Origin of the sequence: Microbacterium enclense (assembly GCA_038182865.1) — a bacterium.
GTDB classification, from domain to species: domain Bacteria; phylum Actinomycetota; class Actinomycetes; order Actinomycetales; family Microbacteriaceae; genus Microbacterium; species Microbacterium enclense_B.
In genome coordinates, this window is sequence record CP116226.1 from 1,600,543 (window position 1) to 1,624,158 (window position 23,616).

The following is a 23,616-nucleotide window of genomic DNA, read 5'->3' on the forward strand; positions in this document are numbered from 1 at the left end:
GAGGGTTCGGTGACTCCCGCAGGCGTGCGGGGGCGCGCGAGCGACCGCGTCGTGCCTAGGGTGGGGACATGAGTACGGACGAGACCTCGGGTGCCTCGGCATCCGACGAGATGAAGCGCAAGTTCAAGGAAGCGCTGGAGAAGAAGAACGGGCAGCAGCGCGCGGGCCAGGCGCACCTCGACGGCAACTCAGCCGTCCACGGCACGCACGCCGCCGTGACGAAGCGCGAGTTCCGCCGCAAGAGCGGGTGATCCGGTGCGAGGCCCCCTCGCGGGGTGAGCTCGCTCAGCGCCGGAGAGGCGCCTCGAAGAAGGCGAGCTCCAGCGCCATCGACCGGTCATAAGCGGCGGCCATCGCGGCGCGGTCGGCAGCGGACGCCGTGCGGGCAGCGGCATCCGTGATGCCGGCGGCTGTGGCCGACGAGGCTGCGAACGTCTCGTCGCCGTAGGCCGTCAGCCAGTCGGCGTATGCGTGGTCGGGAGCGAAGGTGCCGCGCCGGCGAGCGCCGATGTCGGTGTACAGCACGAAGCATGGCAGGATCGCGGCGACCAGTACCGCGTACGATCCGGTGGCGGACGCGGCGTGGAGGTGGTCGGTGTAGTCGAGGGTGGATGCCGCGGGCGCCAGGTCCGCAGGATCGACGTGGGACTGGTGCAGTGCGGCTTCCTCCTCGAGACACGACACCGACGCCGTGGCCCAGAACCGCTGTTGGTCGACGGTGGGAGCCAGCGCCGCTGCGCGCGCGAGGACCCGTGCGTACTCGCGCAGATAGAGCAGATCCTGCCCGAGGTACCAGGTGAAGGCGTCGCGGTCGAGGTCACCGGATGCCAGTCCTCGCACGAACGCGCACGCGTCGACGTCGGCGCGCGTCGAGGCCGTGGCATCCCATCGCTCGGCACTCCATGATCGCCCGAGGTCGATGTGAGGCCGCAGCTCGTGCAGATGGTCGATGGGTCCGTTGCCCTCACCCACGTGCAGCGCGTCGGCGTGCTCGAGGGCGCCGGTGAGCCAGCGCTTCGCGCGGGTCAGGGCCTCGGGCCACGGCATGCCGTGAGCGGCGAGCGTCGCCATCGCCGACGAGAGCGAGCACCCGGTGCCGTGGGTGTGGCGGGTGGTGACGCGGCGGCCGGACACGGAATGGACGCCGGTCGCATCGACGATGGCATCCGGGCTCTGCTCGCCGTCGAGGTGTCCGCCTTTCAGCAGCACCGCGGTGGCGGCGCGGGCTGCGAGGGTCTGCGCCTGCGCGACCGCGGCGTCCCACGTCGTCGCGACGTGCTCGTCGACCAGCACGGCGAGCTCGGGCAGGTTCGGGGTCACGAGGTCGGCGCGGTGGCACAGCGCGCGGACCGCGGCCTCGGCATCGGCGTCGAGCAGCCGGTCGCCGCTGGTCGCGACCATGACGGGGTCGAGGACGACGAGTGACGGCCGCACCTCGGCCAGCCAGGCCGCGAGCGTCGCGACGACGTCGACGGAGCCGAGCATTCCGATCTTGACCGCGTCGATGGTCACATCGTCGCTGACCGCGCGCAGCTGCGCGTCGAGGAACGCGGTCGGCGGCACATGCACCTCCCGAACGCCGCGGGTGTTCTGGGCGACGAGCGCGGTGACGACGGCCATCCCGTAGCCGCCGAACGCCCCGATCGCCTTCAGATCGGCCTGGATGCCCGCACCTCCGGTGGGGTCGGTGCCCGCGATGCTGAGGACGCGAGGGATCATGCTCCCGCCTCCCATGCGGCGCGCAGGTGGCGCACGGCCGCGCCGGGGTCGTCGGAGCCGCAGATCGCCGAGACGACCGCGATCCCCGCTGCGCCCGCGGTGCGAAGCGGTGCCGCGTCGTCGACGTCGATTCCGCCGATCGCGACGCAGGGCAGGGTTGTCGATGCCGCGAGCTCCGCGAAACCGTCGATGCCCAGCGGTCGCGGGTGATCGGGCTTCGTGGTCGTGGCACGGATCACGCCGACGCCGAGGTAGTCCAGGGTCCCGGCCGGGAACGCCGCTGCTGCGGCGAGGTGCGCGGGGGTGTTCGCCGTCCACCCCACGACGGCGTCCGGGCCGAGGAGCGCGCGGGCCGCGTCGACCGGGAGGTCGCTCTGGCCGAGATGGATGCCGTCGACCCGGGCGCCGCGCTCTCGCGCGGCGAGCACGACGTCGAGGCGGTCGTCGACGAGGAACGTGCACCTCCCGGCGATGACGTCGGCGAGCTCGAGGGTGCGGGCGAAGAGTTCGCCGCCGGTCGCGATCTTGTCGCGCAGCTGTACGACGCTCACGCCGGCGGTGACGGCGTGGTCGACGATCTCACGCAGTCGTGGGAACGGCACGCGGTGGTCGGTGACGAGGTGCAGGGACAGGTCGCCGGTCATCGTGCCGCCTCCACGCGGCCGTCGAGGTCGACGGACTGCACGGCGGCGATTTCGTCGAGGAAGGCGACCGCGAACGATCCCGGCCCGCGGGATCCGGATGCCGCCCGCTCCGACGCGACGGCCCAGACGGCGCTCGCTGCGCTCGCAGCGTCGAAGGGGGATACCACCGCAGCGAAGGCCGCCATCGCCGCGCCGAGGGCGCAGCCGCCGCCCGTGACCTTGGTCAGCAGCGCGCTGCCGCCGGGGACGCGCGCGGTGCGGGTGGCATCCACGATCAGGTCGATCTCGCCCGAGACGGCGACCGTGCCTCCGGTGCGTGTCGCCAGGTCTCGGGCGGCGTCGAGAGCGTCGTCGGCTGCGTCGGTCGCGTCGACACCGCGTCCGCCCGCGCCGACGCCCGCGAGGGCGAGGATCTCCGACGCGTTGCCGCGGATGATCGCGGGGCGGGCGTAGAGCAGCTCGTGCGCCAGGGCTGTGCGGACGGGGAGCGCCCCGACCGCGACGGGGTCGAGAACCCACGGGGTGCCCGCTCCGGCGGCTTCGCGGGCAGCGTCGCGCTGTTCCGCCGTGGGGGTGCCCAGGTTGATCAGGATGCCCCCGGCGATCCCGGCGAAGAGCCCCGCTTCGCCGGGGATATCGCACATCGCGGGGGCGGCGCCGAGGGCGAGGAGCGCGTTGGCGGTGAAGTTCGTCACCACCGCGTTCGTGATGCACTGCGTCAGGGGCGCAGCCTCACGGAGGAGGTCGAGCGCGGTCCCGGGAGCAGGCTCGGTGGGGGTGGACGGAAACGACGACGTGCGAACGACCATTCGCGACATCCCTTCGCTAGTACGAACTAGATCAGGTTCGACGGGTGTGTTCTCAGCCCTCGTGGGCACCCCGTGTCACTGCGGGCGACGCTAGCACAGCGGTCAGGTCAGAACGGAGCACGGTCGGGCTCCGGCGAACCCCACGCGGAACCCCGCCCGACCGCCCGGCCGCCTAGCCGTCAGCCAACGCCGCCCGCACGAGCTGAACAGCGTCCTCGGGCGCGATGCCCAGGCGGCGCGCGGCATCGGCGTACGTCCGCGCGGCCTGAGCTGCCTGCGCCGACGCGGAGTCCGTCCCGCGCACGAGCGTCCCCGCCCGGCCGCGCGTCTCGACGTAGCCCGCTTCCTCGAGCTCTTTGTACGCGCGGGCGACCGTGTTGGCCGCCAAGCTCAGCTCGGTCGCGAGTGTCCGAACCGGCGGGAGCCGCGTCCCCGCGACCAGCGAGCCGTCCTCGATCGCGGCGATGATCGCCGCGCGCACCTGCTCGTACGGCGGCGTCGGCGAGGTGGCATCCACTCGGATCTTCACCGGATCACCCGTTCAGGCCGAACAGGTCGAGCGGATGCGTCAGTCGCCACCAGGGGTCGGGTGGCTCGATCGTGCTGGTCAGGCGCGCGTCGACCGTGTCGGTGTCGAGGGGGCCGGTCACGGTGAGTGCGCCCACGACGTCGCCGGCTTCGCGGGACTCGCCGAGGTCGAAGCGTGCCGAGGTCTGGGCTGCGGCGCCGTTCCACAGCACCACGGTCGCGTCGGCCGTGGTCACGACGTCGGACTTCTGCCCCCACAGCGTCTCGACGCGGCCGACCACCGTGCCCGAGGTCACCGACGGTCGCGGTTGGAGTTCTTCGCCGATGCGCGCGAACAGGTCGCGGCTGGCCTGGTTGCGCGCATCCGGTCCGGGCTGGCCGAGCACAGCCGCGTAGGCCCGCACGGTGATGGTGCCGATGGTGAAGTCCTTCGCCGAGAGCAGGTTCCACGCGTCGAGCGTTCCGGTCTTGATCCCGACGATGCCGGGATCGGCGAGCAGGGGGTTGCCGTTCTTGAACGTGCCGGCCCCGGGCAGCGTCAACTCGGGGGTGCGGACGATCTCGGCGATCACGGGATTCGCGAGGGCCTTCTCGGCGAGCGAGATGAGGGCGGCCGGAGTCGCGATGTTGCCGGCCTCGATCCCGGTCGGGTTGACGATCGTGATCCCCGTGATCCCGCGCTCGCTGAGGTAGGTGTTGGCGGCGGCGGCGAAGTCGGCGTTCGAGGGGAAGAGATCGGATGCCAGGCGCTGGGCGTAGTTGTTCGCCGAGGCGATCAGCATGCCCTGTAGCATCTGCAGCTCGCTGAGGCTGCCGTCGACCGGCACGTCGAGCGACGACTCTCCGCGAGCGCGGTACTGCCAGTAGTCGGCACTGTCGGCCTGCGTGAAGGCGTACGAGGGCCCCTGCTCACCCGGTGCGAGCGGGAGCCGGTCGAGCACGACCAGGGCGGTCACCAGCTTGGTGATGCTCGCGATCGACTCCGGCGCACTCGCCGACGAGGACAACTCCCCGGGGACGCCTTCCAGGGCGATCGCCGCCTCTCCCTCGGCGGGCCAGGCGGGCGAGGCGGCGGGAGCGGCGATCGGCTGCACGGCGACGGATCGCACCGTGGGCTGCACAGCGGTGAGGGGCCACAGCAGGGTCGTCGCGGCGTAGGCGCCGAGGATGAGGACGAGGAGGATCGTCGGGACGACGGTCGCGGGCCGCAGGATCGAGCGGCGGCGTCGACCGGCGAGCAGATCGGCCGGGCGTCCGGTGGCGCCCGAGACGACGAACGCGGGCGCCGGGCGCGGGGCCGCGGCCGCGTCGGGATCGACCCAGCCGAGCGCTCCGAGCGCGACGCGCGTCGAGTCCGGTCCGGATGCGCTGGCCTCGGTCGAGTCGGGCGCCGGCTCGGCGGGCGGCGCGGGAGCGGCGTCCGGAGCCTGCTCTCGCGGTACGGCCGCCGGCTCTCCACCCGCGGACACCTCCGCGTCGCGTCCGGGCGAGGGCGCGGAGTCCGCGTGGTCGGTGGGCAGATCGGCGGAGTCGCGCGCGGCGCGCCGCGTGGCCGGGGTCTGCTCGTGCACCCGCCCACGCTACCCCGGCCGTCTGTCTATACTCGTCAGCACAACCACGGGAGTCCGGTGAGCCGGGCTGAGAGGAAGCGAATCCACGCTTCGACCGTCGAACCTGATCCGGATCATGCCGGCGCAGGGAGGAGAGAAAATGCACACGTCCACGTCTGCGCGCACGGCCCCCGCTGTCGCCACATCCCACCGCTTCCGTTGGCGGGTCGTCGACATCGTCGTCGCCGCCGTGCTGGGTGTGGCGATCGGTCTCGTCTTCTGGGGCTGGAACACTGTCGGCGGCCTGTGGTTCGTCGCGATGGACGGTCTCACGCCCGGCCTCGGCGGCATCGCCGTCGGGATCTGGCTCATCGGCGGCGTGATCGGCGGTCTGATCATCCGCAAGCCGGGAGCAGCCCTGCTCGTCGAGGTGATCGCCGCCGTCGTCTCGGCCCTCATCGGCAACGCGTGGGGTCCGCTCACGATCGTGTCGGGTCTGGCCCAGGGCCTCGGGGCCGAGCTGATCTTCCTCGCATTCCTCTATCTGCGCTTCTCGCTCCCGGTCGCGATGCTCGCCGGAGTCGGTGCGAGCGTCGGCGCGTGGGTCAACGAGCTGTTCGTCGGCTCGTCGCCCAACATCGCCAAGACGGTCGAGTTCAACCTCATCTACCTCGGCACCCTCGTCGTCTCGGGCGCCCTCCTGGCGGGTCTCGTCGGCTGGCTTCTCGTTCGCGCCCTCGCCGCGACGGGGGCGCTCAGCCGCTTCGCCGCCGGGCGGGAAGCGCGCCGCGACGTCTGATGCCGACCCCCGCACGTGTCGACGTCGAGGGGTGGGGCTGGCGCTACGCCGGTCGTAAGCTCCCGGCCACGCGAGACGTCGATCTGACGATCGAGCCGGGCGAGCGGGTTCTCCTGCTCGGTGCCTCGGGCGCCGGCAAGTCGACGCTCCTCGCGGGGCTCGCGGGTCTGCTCGGCGGTAGCGACGAGGGCGAGGCCACCGGCCGGATTCTCGTCGACGGCCGCACGCCCGAAGCGCAGCGGGGTCGGATCGGTCTCGTGCTGCAGGATCCCGAGGCCGGAATCGTGCTGTCGAAGGTCGGCGACGACGTGGCGTTCGGCTGCGAGAACCTCGGGGTGCCTGCGGCTGAGATTCCGGCGCGGGTGGCGGAGGCCGTGGCATCCGTGGGTCTGTCCGTTCCTCTCGATCGCCCGACCAAGGCGCTGTCGGGCGGACAGAAGCAGCGTCTGGCGCTGGCCGGAGTGCTGGCCATGCGTCCGGGGCTGCTGTTGCTGGACGAACCCACCGCCAACCTCGACCCCGACGGTGTCTCCGAGGTGCGAGCCGCCGTCGAGCACGTCGCGCGCACCGACGGGACGACCGTCGTGCTGATCGAGCACCGCACCGCGGTATGGGCCGATCTCATGACGCGAGTGGTCGTGCTCGCTCCGGGCGGTGGGATACTGGCCGACGGCCCGCCCGCCCGCGTGTTCGCCGAGCACGGTGACGCGCTCGCCGCGGCGGGGGTGTGGGTGCCCGGGCGTCCCGTCGACCTTCCCGTGCTCCCACCCCGCGAGATTCCGGATGCCGCGCTCTCGGCGGCAGCGCTCTCGATCGGGCGCGAGAAACGCTCCGTGGTCGCCGCGGGGCTCGACCTCGTCGTGCCGCGTGGTGCCGGAACGGTCATCACCGGGCCCAACGGCACCGGGAAGTCGACGCTCGCCCTGACCCTCGCGGGGCTCCTGCCGGAGCTGGGGGGAGAGGTCGTCGCCGCGGCCGACCTCGTGGCCCGCGGTCTCCGTCGCCCCGTCCGCTGGCGCTCGACGGAGTTGCTCACGCGTATCGGCACCGTGTTCCAGGAGCCCGAGCACCAGTTCCTCGCCCCGACCCTGCGCGACGAGCTCGCCGTGGGACCGAGAGCCCTTCGGATGCCGGCCGCCCAGGTCGACGCGATCGTCGACGAGCTGTTGGAGCGGCTGGATCTGGCATCCCTCGCCCTGGCCAACCCCTTCACGCTCTCGGGCGGGCAGAAGCGTCGGCTGTCGGTCGCAACGGTGCTCGCCGCCTCTCCGGAGGTGATCGTGCTCGACGAGCCGACGTTCGGGCAAGACCGCCGCGGCTGGGCCGAGCTCGTCGGACTGCTCCAGCGCGAGATCGCTCGCGGTCGCACGGTCGTCGCGGTGACGCACGACGCCGACGTGGTGCGGCACCTGGGTCAGCATCGGATCGTGCTCGGAGGCGCGGCATGACGGTCGACACGGTGACGACCGCCCGAGGCGCGTGGCTCGACCGGGTCAACCCGGTGACGAAGGTCGCGATCGTGGCGGTGCTTGCGATCCCGCTGCTCGTCTCGATCGACGCGGTGAGCGCGGCAGTAGCCCTCGTGCTCGAGCTGCTGTGCGTACCGCTCACCGGTCTCGCGTACCGCCTCGTGCTGAAGCGGCTCGTTCCGGTGCTGATCTTCGCGCCGGTCGCGGCGGTGAGCATGCTGCTGTACGCGCGGCCGGGCGGCACCGCCTATGGAACGTTCCTCTTCGCGACGATCAGCGACGACTCGCTCTCGCTCTCTTTCGCCGTGCTGCTGCGGGTCGTGGCCCTGGCATTGCCGATGATCCTGCTGTTCGCCCGCACCGACCCCACCGAGCTCGCCGACGCGCTCGCCCAGGTCGCGAGGCTCCCCAGCCGGTTCGTGCTCGGTGTGCTCGCTGGCGCGCGGACGGTCGGGCTCTTCGTCGACGACTGGCGCACGATGGCCTTGGCGCGCCGTGCCCGCGGTCTCGGAGATCGCGGGGCCGTGCGCCGGTTCTTCTCGATGGCGTTCGTGCTGCTCGTGTTCGCCGTCCGCCGGGGCACGACCCTCGCGACGGCGATGGAGGCACGCGGCTTCGGCGCCGACGCGGAACGCACCTGGTCGCGTCCCTCGACGCTCTCGGCTCGGGATGCCATCGCCCTTGTCGGCGCTGTCGCGCTCATCGTCGTGGCGCTCGGCGCCGCGCTGGCCGCCGGCACCTTCCGCGTGGTCGGCACCTAACGCGCCTCGGCATTCGCGCCGCTGCGCCCGCTGTGTCCGCCGCGCCCGGTTGAGTGTCCGAAACACCCGGACGCCGCGAAAATTCGTCCGGGTGTCGTGGACACTCAACCGGGATCGCGGCGGGGCGCGCGGAACCCGGCGCGCGGCGAGGAGGTCTCAGGTCGCGTTCCACAGGTCGCGGTAGAACGCCAGGCGTTCGGCATCCGGAGCCACACCGTAGGCGTCGAGGAGCGGCTCCTCCCACCCGGGGCCGTAGTTCCACCCGGTCGACATGGTCGCGGCCGCGAGGTCGGCCCAGCGGTCGGCGACGCCCAGCGCGCCGAGGTCGACGTGCGCCGTCCACTCTCCGGCGTCGTCGAGAAGAGTGTTCGGCGCGCACGCGTCGCCGTGGCACACGACGAGCCGATCGATCGGCGGTGCCTCGCGCAGCGCCTCGGGGACCCGGATGCCGCGCACTGCAGCGTTCGCGACACGGTCGGGCACCGCCCACGAGAACGGACACTCCGCGACCGGGAGCGCCTCGTGCAGAGCGCGGAGCCCGCGCCCGACGGCCCGTACGGCCGTGGCGGGCTCGGCGACCCAGCGCGGATCCACCGCCGAGCGCCCCGGCACCGCCGCCGTCAGGAGCCATTCGTGCGTGGCATCCCGCCCCTCGTCGAGCACGCGCGGCACGCGGGTGAAGGCGCTCGCCCACCGCAGACGCTCCGCTTCGGCCCGCATCGAGGTCTCGGCGTTCAGCGGACCCCACTTCAGGTACCGGATGCCATCCGCCCCCGTCGCGCGGAACGTCAGCCCGCCGATGTTGTTGCGCCACACGGGTTGGAGCGTCGCGTCGCCGGCGAGGTCGCGCACCCGCGTGGGCACCGGTTCGGACGCGGAGGGGATGCTCATGTCCGTGCGAGGAGCAGCTCGAAGCAGAGCGACTCGGGCATCGTCTCGACGTAGGGCTCGTAGACCGGGATGGGGGTGAACCCGGCGGAGGTGTAGAGCGTGAGCGACTCGGGCTGCCGGGGGCCGCTCTGCAGGATGACGCGTCGCGCGCCGCCGGCCCGCGCGAGGTCGACGACCGCCGTGGTCAGGGCGCGCCCGACACCGCGCCGCCGAGCGGCGGCGAGCACGATGAGACGTTTGAGTTCCCACTCCGCGCCGAGCCGACGCAGGAGCACGTGGCCCAGCGGCGAGCCGTCGGCATCCACCGCCACGAGGGTGGCGACGACCTCGGCGGGATGCACGGCCAGCGCCGCGCTCCGCTTCTCGTCGAGCTCCGCGGTGTCGGCCGCGTCGAGGTCGCGGTACCGGGCGTCGAGATCGGAGTCCAGGATGCCGCGCAAAGCCACGGCCCGCGGGTCATCGACGTCGACGGTCTCGATGCGGAAAGCGGCGGCACTCACGCGACGAGCCTACGAGAGCGCGCCGCGATCCGCGTCGACGCCGAAACCTCAGGGCAGAGAGATCGTCCTGTCCGTCACCGATCGGCTGCCCCGGCGCAGCACGACGGCGAGGGCGAACAGGACGATTGAGGCGATGGCCGCGGCCCCGACGATGAGCGCCGTGACATTGCCCTGGATCGTGCAGGAGTTCCACACAGACAGGTCGAACCGCGAGAACTCGACCTGCCGACGGGAGCCGAGCGCATTGATCACGGGGAAGATCAACGGCTCCGCGAGGGCGAAGACGGCCGTCGCGATCGCGGCCCGCAGCAGGCGCCGGACCGGCAGGTAACGAAGGATGAGAAGGAACAGCGCCGCGAGGCTGATGCAGAACGCGGCGATGGGCAGCGCGATGAAGAGGTATGCCTCCCCGTGTCCCGCAGGCAGGAGGATCACCGCGAGAAAGCCGATCAGGCTGAGGGCGTCGATCGCCATCGCCGCGGCGGCGGTGTGACGGCGCAGATGGCGGCCCCCGAACGTGCGAACGAGGAAGGGCGACCAGATCAGCAGGGCGGCGAACAACACACTCGCCGTGGCCGGCAGCAGGAACCCTCCGCCGGAGGTGAGATCGGTGACCGCCAGAAGAGCGCAGAGCGAGATGACACTCGCCGCCACCACCGTCCAGCCTCGGCGCCGCTTCACGATGAGGGGCAGCGTGGTCACGCAGAACGGGATCGCGATCGCGCAGACGACGATCCAGAACCACGACAGGCGGTGATTCACGGCCAGATTCACGATGAAGCACGTCGTCAAAGCCAGGCCGTAGAGGCCCGTGGTCGACCACAGCACGGCCGCCCGCCAGCGGCGGTGGGAGCGCGCGTCGCGGGCGTTCAGGCGCCCCTGCCGATCCTCGCTCGCGGCGACCAGTTCGCCCTCGGTCACGTTGAGCGTACGAGCGAGTGCGGCCAGCGTGGCGATGTCGGGGTACGACAACCCCCGCTCCCACTTCGAGACGGCCGATTCCGTCACGTACACCTGCTGCGCCAGCTCGTTCTGCGTCAGATTCGATCGACGGCGGGCCGTGGCCAGGAAGCGGCCGAACTCGCCCTTGTGTGTGTCCTTCATGTCGGCATTCGACCACCCTCGACGCGACCGCCCCAAGCGGACGCGACTCGACCATTTGGCCAGTCCGGGTTTCCGGGCCTAGAGGCTCCTCGTGCGGTCGGCAGCCACCGTTCTCCCCTGCTGTCTCGGGTCGCGAGATCGCACCCGAAGCGGGACGCGACCGTGGACGCGGCGCGGGAGCGGCAGTGGCCGGCCCTTTTCTCACCCGTCGCCGCAAGTTGACTTTCTCGGCTTGGCGGATTCCTCCGGCGGGTCGCCTTTCTATCGTGAGGCGGATCTCCGGGGTGTCCGATCTCGGGATGCGATTCGGAGGCGGCGAGAAATGGTGCTCGACATGGTCGATGACCGGACTTCTTCGGTGTTTGTGCCCGCGACGGGTCTATCCGGCGAAGAGCCCCGGGAGAATGTCGCGCGTGCCGCGGTCGAGAGAAGAGAGCGCGCCGAATCGCGGGCCTTCTTTCGCGGGGTGATCATCGCGCTGGCGATCGTCGTCCCGTTCTGGGTGGGTGTGGGAACCGTGATCGTGGTGACCGTGGCCCGGTAGCAGCCGCCGCGAGCGTGCCGGACGACGTGCCGGCGTGCCCGCACCGCCGTGGGGAGCACCTCGCGAGAGAACTCCGGGGTGAGACGAGAGGTGATTGCGGATGCCGGTCGTCTCCGTCGTTCTCGACCGTGCGAAATCACCCGTCCGGTCGTCACCTTCGTTTAAGTGGCTCGTCACACCGCGGGGGCCGCGGTGCGCGTCGCGTCACGCGCTGAGCGGGAGGTCCGGCGGGAGTCGGAGCGACAGATAGGCGCTGTGCCGGTCGGTCGCGAACGACACCTCTCCGCCGATCGAGCGCGCGTCCTGTTGGAGGCGGCGGATCCCGCTGCCGCTCGAGAGGAAGCCGACCTCACGCGGTGCCTGACCGAGAGGGCTGACGATGGTGACCGTGGTGGTCGAAGCGGGCTCGTCTTGCGACACCGTCACGTGTGCACGGAGCGGGGACGCGTACTTGATCGCGTTGGTCAGCCCCTCCCGGACGGTCCGGACGACGAAGCTCGTCGTGTCCTGGTCCAGCGCGAGGTCGTCGCGCACCTGCACGTCGACGGAGAGGCCCGCTCGCCGCACCTCGACCATCAGCTCGTCGAGCCGGTTCTGGAGCGAGGCCTCGGCAGCGTCGTCGGCGAGATCCGCGACGGCGCTCGCCAACGCCCGCGCGGCCGCGCGGTTCTGCTCTCGGATCGTGGCCACGGCCTCGCGGATCTCGTGGTCGCTGAGCCCGGCGGTCTCGATACTGCTCACGAAGAGGTTGATGAGGGCGAGGTTGTGGCCCAAATCGTCGTGCAAGAGGCGCGCGATGCGTGCTCTCTCGGCGCGGGCTGCCCGCTCCGAGATCCGCGGAACCTGATGCAGCGCGTCGAGGAAAAGGCGCATCACCCTGGCGCTGTGGCGCCGTTGCTGTCCGACGACGATGCCCGCCAGGCCGCAGCCGACCGCCATCAGGGCGGAGAAGACCGCCACGAGGGCGGTCAGGCCGAGCGCTGCGGGGTCCGCCCAGCGGGCGAGCGAGAGGACGCAGAGGCCCGCACTCGAGGCGAGAACGGCCAGCACGACTCCCACCGCGACCCGGCGGGAGCACCGGAGCCCGAGGAGGAACGCCATCGCCCACCCCGCGGGGGCGGCGATCGGAGTGACGGCTCCCGCGACGAGGGCGATGCCGGTGACGATCGCCGGATGCCGGTGGCTCGCCGTGAGCGCGACGATCGCGGCGGCACCGACGAGGAGTTGAAGGAGGATCTCTCCCTCGTGCAGCGGAGGCGCCGCCAGCGCGAAGAGCGCCAGTCCGACGGCGCCTGCACCCACCGCCAGGAACGCGGCGCGACCGAGGGTGTGGAAGTCGTCGAGGTCGTCGTCCACGGGGGCGTCCTTCCTGCTGTGTCGGGTGCGAGGGAGAGGGAGCGACGTGGCCGGGCGGGCGTGGCCGGTCGCTCGTGCTCGCGTAGGTGCTCGTGCCGGGGTGCGAGTCGGAGAGACGGTATCCGAGCTTTCTCGAGCCCTCGGCGGCGACTCGAGGGTGCTGTGGTCGGATGTTGACAGTTCAGGTCCGGCGGCGGGGAAGGGGTCTCGGAGGCGGTGTTACATTGCGACGTCGCTACCCCGGGGGCGCCACTGAAGGAGAGCTCGATGTCTGTGCCTAGCCGCCCTGTGCGCGTCCTCGTGATCGACGACGATCCCCTGGTGCGGACGGGCATCCGGCTGCTGTTGCGCGGCAACGTGCACGTCACGATCGTTGGTGAGTTGTCGGGTCATCGCGGAGCACTGGAAGGAATCGCCCACTATCGTCCCGATGTGCTTTTGATGGACGTGATGATGCCCGATGAATCGGGATTCTCTCTCGCCCGGCGTGCACGTATGGCGTATCCCGATCTCAGAATCGTCTTGATGTCGTCCATCGAGAATTCGGCGATTTCCGCGAATGCGCGGAATGCGGGCGTCAATGCCTTCATTCCAAAGACCGCGCCCGCGTCCAACTTCATCGCCGCGATCATCGGCTCTGCTCCCGAGATCAGGGTCGTCGCCACGGTGTTGTCTGATCGCGAGCTCCAGGTCGTCGAACTCCTCGCTCAGGGAGCGACCAACGAACAGATCTCGGCATCACTCCATCTGAGTCCCAACACCGTCAAGACCTACATCTCACGCTCGATGGACAAGACAGGTGCGACGAACAGGGTTCAGCTGTCCAACTGGTTCCACGCGCTCACCGACCCCTCGGCGCGACGCAGCACTTCCGCAGCGCACCGCCTCGCAGCCGCTCCGGCCGAGGCCGCGGGGGAGATCGACGCGGGCTGACGACACCGCCGGTCCGCGAGGGATGAAAATCGGAGACTCCCTCACAACGCCGTGTGCCCCAGACGACCGAGGTCATCTGGGGCACACGGCGTTTCGTGTGGCCGACTAGCTCTGCTCGCGACGGCGACGGATCATGAACCCTCCGAGGAGGAGGAGCAGGAGGCCCGCGAGGGCCGCCGACCCGGCGACAGCCCCGCCCGTGGAGGCCAGCGAGCCCCCGCCGGGGGAGTGCGAGACGCCACCCGTTCCCGGCCCGTTCCCGGTTTCGTCTCCGTCTCCGGTCGGTAGCGAGTCGACCGGCGGGGGTGCGAAGAAGTTCGTGACCGTGATCGCGGCGGTTTCTTCGACGGAGTCGTAGACGCCGTCGTCGGTTGCGCCGCTGTCGTCGAGGTACGTGACGGTCGCGTTCCGCGGGTCGAGCTCCGTGACCGCGCACCGGACACCGGGCGTGACCTGAACCGCGCGGGTTTCCCCGTCACTCAGCGAGAAGGCGGAGTCGTCATCGGCCAGCGCATACGGCTGCCCGTCGAGCGTGCACGCGAGCCGGAACGGGAACGATCCGCCCGGACCGGTTCCGGTGACGACCTTCGAGATCGTCAGCGTCGCCGCGTCGAAGGTGTTCGTCGCGGTGAGATGGAGCTGCTGGGGATCGTCGCTCTGGTGAGACGTCACCACCGCGCCGTTCTGGTAGGAATCGAAGTCGATCTTCGACTCCGACGCATACCCTGCGTCGGTCTCGGCTGCATAGCAACGGGCCCCGACCGGCAGGAGAACCGGGTCGCCGTCAGAGTCCTTGACGGTCACCGTTTCGCCCGCTCGCACCGAGACGAGGCTCGAGTGAAGAGTCGTGCGGACCCCGCCCTCCTCCATCTGACACGTCACCTGTAGCTCGTACGTGTCGTCCGCGACGGCGGTGAGCGAGGCCCCGTCACCGACGGCGACCTTCGCCACATCAACCGTTGCGACCGTGAACCAGTTGGTGACGTTGACCGCCGTCGGTGTATCCGGATCCATGATGAGGACGCTGACGGGTGGCGGCGTGAAGTCGGCACCCCCGTTGTCGGTCTCGGTAACGACGCACAGCGAACCGATCGGCACGCCGGTCACGGGGTCCGATGTGAGCAGATCGCCGGAGCCCGTCACGGTGATCGACGTCTGCCGCACGGTCTGCGCGCGATACGTGCAGGTGATCCCGAATGTGAAGGTGCTGCGGTCGACGAGTTTCACGCCGGCGCCGCGGAGCTGCTTCTTGACGAAAAGGTCTCCGAGCTGGTTCACCCGGATGCACGACGGTGACGGCTCTGTCGCCAGGGTCTGATCGGTGTCGATCGCGACCGAGTTACAGGCGGCCTGTCCCGGCTGACCCGCGCTGGTGTCCGCCTCGAAGTCGACCGTGTACGAGGTGCCGGGCGCCAGCGGGTCGCTACCGGTGTACGCGAAGCGCAGCGCACGGGCTCCCCCGGCCGGCAGGCTGGGCGACCAGTCGTTGTCGCACGTCCCCGTCGGCGAGGGATTGACCTCCGGCCGACAGGGGTTCGACGACTCGGAGTACTGCACCGAGATCCCCGCAGGAGTGGCAACCGGTGACGTGACCAGGACGTCGAAGGTGGACCCGCGGGGACTCCCCTGCACGCTCTCACTGATCCCCGTGTCTCCGCTGTAGGGCAGGACGTCGTAGGCGACGAGACCGGTGGTGGGGACGTTGCCGTTGTTGCGGAACACCAGACGATAGTCGGCCGTTGACGTGCCCGGGAGGACGATGGTGGGGGACCCGGGAGGCGATGTGGACAGGCCGCTACCGTCAGCCGCGACGTACTTGACCACGTTCACGTCGGTGATCTGGCCGACGGTGACGCTGTCGACGCCCCGTGACAGCCACTCCGTGGTGTTCGAGTCGCCGTCGACGTCTTGCGTGTCGACGGACCCCCAGGAGTACCCCCCGGACATCGATGTGTCCGTCAGCGTTCGAGTACTGTCCCCGCCCCACAGCTCGAAGGTATTGTCGCCCGCCGGTGAGGTACCGGAGGCGGTGGCGGTGAAATTCACTCGCACCTGCTGGGAACTCGTGAGCTGCACCCCGGATGGCCATACGAGCGTCGTACAGGTGTAGCCATCGGCTCGGTTCTTCGTGCCGACGACACTGAAGCCCAACGAGATGGTGCTCGCAGCCACGAGAGTGCCCGGCGTGATCGTCCAGCCCGGGGGGAGGCAGATCGTCATCTGCGGATGCAGCGGCGTGGCACCGTCTCCCTGCACCGCGGCGTGGAAGTACACCGGTTGTCCGTTGACGACGCTCCCGCTCAGAGCGTTGTGCGTCAGCCCCGTTCCGGTCCAGACGTTCGGCACGCTCTCGACGACGCTGTAGGGGGCACAGGAGGTGGGAGAGACAGCGTCAGAACCACCGCTGAAGCTCAGGGTCGCCGAGGCGCAGTTGTCGTAGGAACCGACGTCCGCGTTCGTTGTCGGCGCGGAATACACGACGACGTAGCGCCTCTCCCCCGGTCCGAGGGGAAGATCGTCTTCGAACTGGAAGCTCGACAGTGTCGTGCCGGCGGGGAGGATATCGGCCATCGTCACCCAGCCCGGGTTGCTCACCGAACCGGTGGTGCCGTCGGAGGCCGTCCACCGCAGGGTTCCCGAGGTGGACACCGGAGAGAACTCAAGTGCCTGGGTGGGTCGACTCAGCGCGGGATCGGTGATCACTGCGCGTGACGTGTTCAGCGTGCTGGACGAGGCGTTGCCGTAGTCCAGTACGAACTGGGGCGAGCCGGGAGCCGGGTAGGCGTAGTTCGCACCGAAGAAACGCAGGTACTTCGCGAAGAGCACATGACCGCTGGACTCGAACGGGCGCAGGGCGTGCGTCACGGAGCTCTGAAGTTCCAGGGGAGTGCCGTCGACGTAGGTGCCGGAAGCCGACGCGGTGTTTGTGATCGTGGTGGAAGCGGTCCCGTCGGGGAGGGCAGACGCAGGCCATCGCACGGTGACGCGCATCCCCGTCGGGTTCAAACCAGAGTTGTAGGTGCCGCAGAGAGCGGAGACTCCGCCCGTGAAGGTGACCGACACTGTCCTCGTGCCGGCGTCGTAGGTCGGCGTAAGAGGCGAGGGGAGTTGCGCGGCGTAGGCGCTCGCGCTGACGAACTCCGCGCCCGCAGGCAGCGGGTCCGACAGCGTGAACTGCTGGAGACGGGACATCCCTGAAGGGGTGGCTCCACCGCCCGAGCAGCTTGTCTCGCTCACCGCCTTGAGCCAGATGTCATAAGCGAAGTCCGTACCGCCCGCGGACGCGTCGGCACCCGTGACGGTGTGCTTGTCGAGCGTGTAGGCCATGTTGGTGGCCGTCAACGTGACGGCGCTCGTCACCGGAGCGGGAGCGGGGAAGTTGCTCCCCGTCATGGTTCCGACCATGGTCGCCACGGTGCCGTTCGGTGTGCTCCAGTTCTGGGTGTTGAACACCACCGGGAAGGTCTGGGAGAAGCCCGCGGGAACGACGTTGGGGAACGTGATGCGCACGCCGGTCGACGTCGTGGCGATCGTCGCGGCCACGCCGGTCGGTGGTGTCCACGAGGCATACGTCTCGATGCCCGACGCGACCCGGTCGCCGCTGAGGTCGATCACGACGTCGCGACAGGGCTCCGTCCCGGAACACTGCAGCGACAGCTGATAGGAGATCTGGCTTCCCGTCGGAACGCTCGTGACAGGAGTGGGCGGTGGGGCGACGGTCGTCGCGGTCATGGCGAAGCTGACCGCGGGCGCGGCCGAGGCGGCCGGTGCCGCCGCCAGCGACGCGAGGACGACCGCGGCGATGGCCAACGGCGTCGCGAGACGTCTGATGCGGGACCGGTGACCGATCCGCGAGGGGTGTGCAAGGGTCATCTCAGATCCACTTCTTCTAGCCGAGCGCGACTCAACCTAGCCATCTGTCGGCGGCGCGAGACCGCCTGCCGAAAGGCATCAACTTGCGGTGACACGCACGTCGATTTGCCCTCGCAACGGGGGTTCGGACTGTCCGTCCGGATCGTGGCGACGGGGCAGAATGGCGGACGGGGGTGTCATGGAACTGTCGTTCGGGATTCTGGCGGTGAGTGTCGCGGTGGCAGCGACGGTGCTGTTCGCTGCGCTGCCGCGTATCGGGACGCCCGGAGCGATGACCCTGTTCCTGCGGTATGCCGCGGTGTCGGGCGTGGCGGCGGTGGGGTCGAGCGCGATGTACTACATCTACGGCGCGGGTGGCGGAATCGTCTCGCTCGTGCTGGGCGACGTCGCGATGGTGTTCGCCCCCGCCCTGCTCCTGGTCGCCCTCAAGGTGCTCGAGGGCGAGAGGGCCCGGAGGTGGTCGATCGCGGGCCTAGGGCTCGCGTTGGTGACCGCGATCGCGACGTCGACGTTGCCGCAACCCCCCTCGCTCGCGGTGAAGGCCGCCCTTCTGACGGTGGTGTGTCTCGCGTGCGTCGTGGTCGCGGCCCGATCTCGCGTCGAGCCCTGGGGTCCGATGCGCCTCGTCATCATCGCCAACGGTCTCTATGCGGTGTATTCGGCAGCGCGGATCGTGGTGGGGGCGACAGCCGGGTGGGACTCCGTCCTGTACCGGACCGGGTTCTCGTTCGCTCCCACGACCGTCGTCAGCGGTGTCGTCATCGCCCTCATCGGTGTCGCGGTCGTGCGGTTACGGCTCGGCCCTCGCATCCTCGCCTCGACACCGGCCGTGTGCCCGCCGGGTCGGTCGGTCGTCGTGGGCGACTGGGCCCTGGCATCCGCGGCCTACGGACAGGAGCGCATGCGCGCCCTCGTCGTGGAGTTGCAGAGTGCCGCTCGGACTTTCGACGAAAGCGCGCGCGACCTACCGAGAGGCGTCGAGATCGCCCTGCCGGACGCCATCACGAAGCTCGGCGAATGCCTCCGCGATCGGCACGGCTGGAGTCCGGACGAGGTGACGCTCCTCGTCGATGGCGCGACGACGGCCGCGATTCCGATTCAACCCGCCCGGTCCAAACGGCGGTCGAAGCCGCGCTCGGCGCGAACCTGAGTCCCGGGTAGGGTGGTACTGAGTTTCTGCTTCGAAGGAGAACGCATGGACATCTCAGGAGCCTCCGCCCTCGTCACCGGCGGTGCCTCGGGGCTGGGCCTGGCCACCGCGCGACGGCTCGCCGCCGCAGGGGCTTCCGTGACGGTGGTCGACCTGCCGTCGTCGCCCGGCGAGACGATCGCCGCGGAGCTCGGCGGGGCGTTCGTGCCCGCCGACGTGACGGATGCCGAACAGGTCGCCGCTGCGGCTGCCCGAGCGGCCGAAGCCGGCCCCCTGCGCGTGGTCGTGAACTGCGCCGGCATCGCCCCACCCGCGAAGGTGCTCGATCGCGACGGCGCTCCGTCGTCGCTCGCCGACTTCGAGCGTGTCATCCGGGTCAACCTCATCGGCACATACAACGTCATCGCCCAGACGTCGGCGGTGATGGCGCAGACCGATCCGAGTGAGAGTGGCGACCGTGGCGTCATCGTCAACACCGCGAGCGTCGCCGCCTTCGACGGGCAGATCGGTCAGCCCGCCTATTCCGCGAGCAAGGGTGGCGTACATGCCATGACACTGCCGATCGCCCGAGAGCTCGCGCGGCACGGCATCCGGGTCGTGACCATCGCCCCCGGCATCATGGAGACGCCGATGCTCAAGGGGCTGCCGCAGGCGGCGCAGGACTCGCTCGGGCAGCAAGTGCCCTATCCCTCGCGCCTCGGCGCCCCCGACGAGTACGCCCGACTCGTGCTCGCGATCGTCGACAACGGCTACCTCAACGGCGAGACCATTCGTCTCGACGGCGCCATCCGGATGGCGCCGAAATGACCGACGGCATCCTGCTCCACGTCTCGGACGGTCTCGCGCGGGTCACCTTCGACCGCCCCGCGTCGCTCAACGCGATGGACTTCCCCATGGCTGCGCGCTGGCGCGACGTCGCCCACGAGGTGACGTCCGACGCGTCGGTCGGAGCGGTGATCCTGGATGCCAAGGGCCCCGCGTTCTGCGCGGGCGGCGACGTTGTGGCCATGGCGACGACCGGGTCGTCGGGCGCCGAGGTGACGGAGACGGCGAAAGCGATCCACGAGGGCATCCGGACCTTCGCGGAGGCGCCCCTGCCGATGGTCGCCGCCGTCCAGGGGGCGGTCGCGGGAGGCGGTCTCGGGCTGATGCTCACCGCCGACTACATCGTCGCGAGCGAGAACGCCCGCTTCGTCAGCCGCTACGCGAACATCGGGTTGACGCCCGACCTGGGCGTCTCGACCCTGCTCCCCGCCGCGATCGGGCAGCGGCGGGCGCTGCAGTTACTGCTGCAAGACCGCATGCTCACCGCCGCGGAAGCACGGGACTGGGGTCTCGTGGCTGAGGTGGTGGCATCCGGTGATCTGGTCTCGCGGGTCGAGGAGATCGCGCAGTTCTGGCTCGACGGGGCGACGGCCGCCTTCGGCCAGGCGACGCGTCTCGTGCGCGTGGGCGCCGGGCGTACCTTCACCGAGAACCTCGACGACGAGGCCGCCACCATCGGCGCCGCATTCGACACCCCGGAGGCGAAAGCGCGGGTCGCCGCGTTCGCTGCCGCCTCCGCGAAAGGACGCTCGTGACGCTCGCGGGAAAGACCATCCTCATGTCGGGCGGCAGCCGCGGCATCGGCCTCGCCATCGCGCTGCGCGCAGCCCGCGACGGCGCCAACATCGCCATGCTCGCCAAGACCGACACCCCGCACCCGAAGCTCGAAGGCACGGTGCACACCGCGGCCGAGGCGATCCGCGCGGCCGGCGGGCAGGCGCTGCCGATCGTCGGCGATGTGCGCGACGAGGCATCCATCACGAAAGCCGTGATGCGAACGGTGGGAGAGTTCGGCGGCATCGACGTGCTCGTGAACAACGCCAGTGTCATCGACCTCTCGGGCTCGCTCGAGCTCGCGACGAAGAAGTACGACCTGATGCAGGACGTGAATGTCCGCGGAACGTTCCTGCTCTCGCGGGCCGCCGTCCCACAGCTGAAGGATGCCGAGAACCCGCACATCCTCTCGCTGTCACCGCCGTTGAATGTCACACCGAAGTGGCTCGGTGCACACACCGGATACAGCCTCGCGAAGTTCGGGATGACGATGGCGACCCTCGGTATCGCGGCGGAGTTCGCGAGCGACGGGATCGCCGCGAACACCCTGTGGCCACGGACGACCATCGCGACCGCCGCCGTGCAGAACGTCATCGGCGGCGATCGGCTGATGGCCGTGTCGCGCACCCCCGAGATCTACGCCGACGCCGCGTACGAGGTGCTGTGTGCGCCGTCGCGCGAGCTGACCGGGCAGACGCTGATCGTCGAGGACGTGCTCGAGCGAGCCGGTGTGACCGACTTCTCGCGGTACGCCGCGGTACCGGGGACGCCGGACGAGGCGATGTACCCGGACATCTTCCTCGACTGAGGCGGGCACGGGTGTCGGCCCCTTCGATGGGCTCAGTGACCTGGCGGGGCTCGGCGAGCTTGAGGCTCAGGAGCCCGGCGGGTCGGCGGCGCGGGTGACGGGGAGAGCGGCGGCTGAGCCTGTCGGAGCCTCCGCGGACACGCCGTCGGGTCAGGGCTCGCCGCGGAAGAGGGCCAGTGGATCGACGTCATCGCCCTCGGCGAGGGCGTGAGCGACGCGGTTCTTCGCGCTGACGAGGTGCGTTCGGAGAAGCTCCGCGAGGCGCCCGGCGTCGCCGTCGCGGATGGCGGCGAGCATCTCGCGGTGCTCCTCATCCGCCTGCCCGCGACCGCCGAGATGGTCGATGTTCTCCTGGGAGTAGGGCTGCACGGCGGCCAGGAGTCCCCGCAGGATCTCAGCCGTGCGCGGCCGTCCCGCCGCGTCGTACAGCCGTGAGTGGAACTCGAAGTTCGCGCGCATCCATCGCCCGACGTCGTCTGACGACTCCATCTCGGCGACGCGCGACTCGAGGGCGGTGATCTCTCCGCGCGTGATGCGCCGGACGATGTCGTCGGCGATGGTCGGCTCGAGCAGGAGTCGCAACTCGTAGAGCTCGTCGAGCTCATCGCGGTCGAGCGTGCGCACAGATGCGCCGCCGCCAGGCGTCATCTCGATCACGCCCTCGGTCGCGAGAATGCGCAGGGCCTCGCGGACGGGACTGCGGCTGACGTCGAAACGCCGAGCGAGGTCCTCCTGGACGAGGGTCGCCCCCGGGGGGATGACCTTCTCGCGGATGGCCAGCGCGATCCGCGAGGCGATCACCTCGGGGCTCATCGATGCCGCCACTTTGCCTCCTCGTTCGATCGCACGTGCCATCTCCCGTCGCTTCGAGGATAGGGGCGAACGCGTTGCGTATCCAGTGGATCCAGTGTATACAGTGGATACGCGTTCCCCCGACGCGGCATCCCGAACCCCGACGATGGAGTTTCTGCAATGAGGCACGATGTTCGACCGAACCGGCGCGCGCGCCGACTGATCCCGCTCGTCGCGCTCGCGGCGGCATCCGCTCTCGTCCTGTCGGGCTGCGGCGCCGACGACACCTCGACGAGCGGTGGCATCTCGAGCGGAGGCGAGCCGCAGACCGGCGGCACGCTGACCGTGGCGCTGCCGGCCACGCCGTCGATCATCGATCCGTTCGCGACGAGCCTCCAGGCAGACTGGGTCATCGCCCGACAGGTCTGCGAGCCTCTCTTCGATGTCTCGACGTCGTTCGAGGTCGGCCCCGTGCTCGCGAAAGACCTGGTCGACAACGGCGGCGGCAGCTACACGCTCAGCCTGCGCGACGGCGTGACGTTCCAAGACGGCGAGCCGTTCACGTCCGCCGACGTGATCGCCAGCCTCAACCGCTATTTCCTCACCCCCGGCAACGGCTCCATCCTGAAGTCGCTCACGACCTCGATCGAGGCGGTCGACGACACCACGCTCACCATCACGCTGAACACGCCCAGCCCGCTGTTGCCGACTCTGCTGACGACGGCGTACATGATGCCCGCGAGCGTGGTGAAGGATCGCCCGATCACCGACCCCGTGTCCGACCTCGTCTGCACCGGTCCCTACAAGCTGACCAGCTACGCGGCCGACGGCGACGTCGTCCTCGACCGCTGGGACGGTTATCAGAAGCTCGACACCCCCGGCGACGGCGGTCTCGGCGCGAAGAACGCGTACGCCGATCAGATCGTCTTCACCCCGATGCCCGAGGCGTCGACGCGTCGTCAGGCGACCGAGGCCGGCCAGGTCGACATCGGCGGGTCGCTCTCGTACGACGACTACGACTCCGTCAGCAGTGGTGGGGTGGCCCAGGCTGTCTTGCTGAGCCCCACGTCGGGCTCGACCGTCGTGTTCAACAAGGCGCAGGGCATCATGTCGAACGTCGCCATGCGGCAGGCGTTCCTCGCCGCGCTGAACATGGATGACATCATGCTCGCGGCCTTCGGCAACCCCGAGTTCTACTCGGTCGACGGCAGCATCATCCCCGAGGTCAACAGCACCTGGGCGACCGACGCCGGCGCCGAGAACTACAACAAGCCCGACCTCGACCGCGTCAAGAAGCTCCTCGACGAGGCCGGCTACACGGGCGAGCCGATCCGCTGGCTCACCACCAAGGAGGACCCCTCCTGGTACGGCCCGTCGCTCCCCGCTCAGCAGCAGCTGAAGGAGGCCGGCATCACCATCGATCTCCAGGTGATCGACCGGGCGAGCGTCATCCAGCTGCGCACCGACCCCATGGCGTTCGATCTGTTCTCCTCCGGGATCCCCACCTACGCGGACCCGGTGCTGCTGCCCTACCTGCAGCAGACCTTCCCGGGTACGTGGGTCTCACCCGACCGCGATGCGCTGCTGTCGACGCTGTCGACCGAGTCCGACCCGGCAGCGCGCAAGGTCACCTGGGAGCAGCTGCAGACCCTTGTCTACGAAGACCTGCCGTTCCTCAAGTTCGGGACCTCGCGCCCGCTGCTCATCACCGCCAACCGCGTGCACACCGAGCACCCGGACGAGCTGGCCGGCTGGTACTACAACACCTGGCTCGACCAGCAGTGACC

The 23,616-nt window shown here is 70.1% G+C and carries 22 protein-coding genes and 2 riboswitches; of the genes, 11 read left to right on the top strand and 11 right to left on the bottom strand.

Annotated elements, in window-relative coordinates; genetic code table 11:
- Positions 1-68 precede the first annotated feature (68 nt).
- Positions 69-251, top strand: coding sequence for a DUF5302 domain-containing protein (locus PIR02_07530; protein ID WZH38513.1), 183 nt, complete (start codon positions 69-71; stop codon positions 249-251).
- Between the two features lie 34 nt (positions 252-285).
- Here the strand turns inward: PIR02_07530 and thiD are convergent, their stop codons facing one another.
- The 5 genes from thiD to PIR02_07555 all read right to left on the bottom strand — a co-directional run bounded on the left by thiD (position 286) and on the right by PIR02_07555 (position 5,271).
- A complete protein-coding gene (gene thiD / locus PIR02_07535) occupies positions 286-1,719 on the bottom strand; it encodes a bifunctional hydroxymethylpyrimidine kinase/phosphomethylpyrimidine kinase (protein ID WZH38514.1) in 1,434 nt (477 codons plus the stop codon).
- A complete protein-coding gene (thiE, locus tag PIR02_07540; protein ID WZH38515.1) occupies positions 1,716-2,363 on the bottom strand; it encodes a thiamine phosphate synthase in 648 nt (215 codons plus the stop codon). Before thiE ends, thiD begins: the two co-directional genes overlap by 4 nt.
- The gene (thiM, locus tag PIR02_07545) at positions 2,360-3,172 is read right to left on the bottom strand and encodes a hydroxyethylthiazole kinase (GenBank protein WZH38516.1); all 813 of its coding nucleotides are present in this window, start codon (positions 3,170-3,172) and stop codon (positions 2,360-2,362) included. Before thiM ends, thiE begins: the two co-directional genes overlap by 4 nt.
- A riboswitch (TPP riboswitch) is annotated at positions 3,164-3,255 on the bottom strand. Its footprint overlaps the gene before it by 9 nt.
- Positions 3,256-3,344: 89 nt before the next feature.
- On the bottom strand, positions 3,345-3,701 hold the full coding sequence (locus PIR02_07550) for a GntR family transcriptional regulator (protein WZH38517.1): 357 nt from the start codon (positions 3,699-3,701) through the stop codon (positions 3,345-3,347).
- A 4-nt stretch (positions 3,702-3,705) separates the two neighbouring features.
- Positions 3,706-5,271 (bottom strand): D-alanyl-D-alanine carboxypeptidase, encoded by a 1,566-nt coding sequence (locus PIR02_07555; GenBank protein WZH38518.1) that lies wholly within the window; start codon positions 5,269-5,271, stop codon positions 3,706-3,708.
- Between the two features lie 36 nt (positions 5,272-5,307).
- Positions 5,308-5,418, top strand: a riboswitch (TPP riboswitch).
- Here PIR02_07555 and PIR02_07560 point away from each other — a divergent pair.
- The 3 genes from PIR02_07560 (at position 5,411) to PIR02_07570 (ending at position 8,279) form a co-directional block, all read left to right on the top strand.
- The gene (locus tag PIR02_07560; protein WZH38519.1) at positions 5,411-6,049 is read left to right on the top strand and encodes an ECF transporter S component; all 639 of its coding nucleotides are present in this window, start codon (positions 5,411-5,413) and stop codon (positions 6,047-6,049) included. Its footprint overlaps the riboswitch before it by 8 nt.
- On the top strand, positions 6,049-7,497 hold the full coding sequence (locus tag PIR02_07565; protein ID WZH38520.1) for an ABC transporter ATP-binding protein: 1,449 nt from the start codon (positions 6,049-6,051) through the stop codon (positions 7,495-7,497). Before PIR02_07560 ends, PIR02_07565 begins: the two co-directional genes overlap by 1 nt.
- 11 nt (positions 7,498-7,508) lie before the next feature.
- Positions 7,509-8,279 carry an energy-coupling factor transporter transmembrane component T gene (locus PIR02_07570; GenBank protein ID WZH38521.1) on the top strand — a complete coding sequence of 257 codons (771 nt, stop codon included), beginning with the start codon at positions 7,509-7,511 and terminating at the stop codon, positions 8,277-8,279.
- Between the two features lie 156 nt (positions 8,280-8,435).
- On the opposite strand, the gene PIR02_07575 is transcribed toward PIR02_07570, so the two are convergent.
- Genes PIR02_07575 through PIR02_07585 form a run of 3 tightly spaced genes read right to left on the bottom strand, consistent with a single transcriptional unit; the run spans position 8,436 to position 10,774 of the window.
- Complete coding sequence (locus PIR02_07575) at positions 8,436-9,170, bottom strand: aminoglycoside 3'-phosphotransferase (GenBank protein ID WZH38522.1); 735 nt, start codon at positions 9,168-9,170, stop codon at positions 8,436-8,438.
- Positions 9,167-9,670: a GNAT family N-acetyltransferase gene (locus tag PIR02_07580; protein ID WZH38523.1), complete on the bottom strand. Its 504-nt coding sequence runs from the start codon at positions 9,668-9,670 to the stop codon at positions 9,167-9,169. The genes PIR02_07575 and PIR02_07580 overlap by 4 nt, the downstream gene beginning before the upstream one ends.
- Before the next feature lie 48 nt (positions 9,671-9,718).
- Positions 9,719-10,774, bottom strand: a complete 1,056-nt coding sequence (locus tag PIR02_07585) for a helix-turn-helix transcriptional regulator (protein WZH38524.1) — start codon at positions 10,772-10,774, stop codon at positions 9,719-9,721.
- 322 nt (positions 10,775-11,096) lie between these two features.
- Here PIR02_07585 and PIR02_07590 point away from each other — a divergent pair, with 322 nt between their 5' ends.
- Positions 11,097-11,318, top strand: a complete 222-nt coding sequence (locus PIR02_07590; protein WZH38525.1) for a hypothetical protein — start codon at positions 11,097-11,099, stop codon at positions 11,316-11,318.
- A gap of 204 nt (positions 11,319-11,522) precedes the next feature.
- Here PIR02_07590 and PIR02_07595 read toward each other — a convergent pair whose 3' ends face one another.
- Positions 11,523-12,674 carry a histidine kinase gene (locus PIR02_07595; protein WZH38526.1) on the bottom strand — a complete coding sequence of 384 codons (1,152 nt, stop codon included), beginning with the start codon at positions 12,672-12,674 and terminating at the stop codon, positions 11,523-11,525.
- 300 nt (positions 12,675-12,974) lie between these two features.
- On the opposite strand from PIR02_07595, the gene PIR02_07600 reads away from it, so the two are divergent.
- Positions 12,975-13,607: a response regulator transcription factor gene (locus PIR02_07600; GenBank protein ID WZH38527.1), complete on the top strand. Its 633-nt coding sequence runs from the start codon at positions 12,975-12,977 to the stop codon at positions 13,605-13,607.
- A 105-nt stretch (positions 13,608-13,712) separates the two neighbouring features.
- On the opposite strand, the gene PIR02_07605 is transcribed toward PIR02_07600, so the two are convergent.
- Positions 13,713-17,480: a DUF5979 domain-containing protein gene (locus tag PIR02_07605; GenBank protein ID WZH38528.1), complete on the bottom strand. Its 3,768-nt coding sequence runs from the start codon at positions 17,478-17,480 to the stop codon at positions 13,713-13,715.
- A gap of 178 nt (positions 17,481-17,658) precedes the next feature.
- Between PIR02_07605 and PIR02_07610 the strand changes: the two genes are divergently transcribed.
- The 4 genes from PIR02_07610 to PIR02_07625 are packed head-to-tail and all read left to right on the top strand — an operon-like array spanning position 17,659 to position 21,037.
- Positions 17,659-18,630, top strand: a complete 972-nt coding sequence (locus PIR02_07610; GenBank protein WZH38529.1) for a hypothetical protein — start codon at positions 17,659-17,661, stop codon at positions 18,628-18,630.
- A 45-nt stretch (positions 18,631-18,675) separates the two neighbouring features.
- Positions 18,676-19,437 carry an SDR family NAD(P)-dependent oxidoreductase gene (locus tag PIR02_07615; GenBank protein ID WZH38530.1) on the top strand — a complete coding sequence of 254 codons (762 nt, stop codon included), beginning with the start codon at positions 18,676-18,678 and terminating at the stop codon, positions 19,435-19,437.
- Positions 19,434-20,210: an enoyl-CoA hydratase/isomerase family protein gene (locus PIR02_07620; GenBank protein WZH38531.1), complete on the top strand. Its 777-nt coding sequence runs from the start codon at positions 19,434-19,436 to the stop codon at positions 20,208-20,210. Before PIR02_07615 ends, PIR02_07620 begins: the two co-directional genes overlap by 4 nt.
- Complete coding sequence (locus PIR02_07625) at positions 20,207-21,037, top strand: NAD(P)-dependent oxidoreductase (GenBank protein ID WZH38532.1); 831 nt, start codon at positions 20,207-20,209, stop codon at positions 21,035-21,037. Before PIR02_07620 ends, PIR02_07625 begins: the two co-directional genes overlap by 4 nt.
- A gap of 150 nt (positions 21,038-21,187) precedes the next feature.
- Here PIR02_07625 and PIR02_07630 read toward each other — a convergent pair whose 3' ends face one another.
- The gene (locus PIR02_07630) at positions 21,188-21,892 is read right to left on the bottom strand and encodes a GntR family transcriptional regulator (GenBank protein ID WZH38533.1); all 705 of its coding nucleotides are present in this window, start codon (positions 21,890-21,892) and stop codon (positions 21,188-21,190) included.
- 117 nt (positions 21,893-22,009) lie between these two features.
- Between PIR02_07630 and PIR02_07635 the strand changes: the two genes are divergently transcribed.
- Positions 22,010-23,614, top strand: coding sequence for an ABC transporter substrate-binding protein (locus PIR02_07635; protein WZH38534.1), 1,605 nt, complete (start codon positions 22,010-22,012; stop codon positions 23,612-23,614).
- Positions 23,615-23,616: the final 2 nt, after the last annotated feature.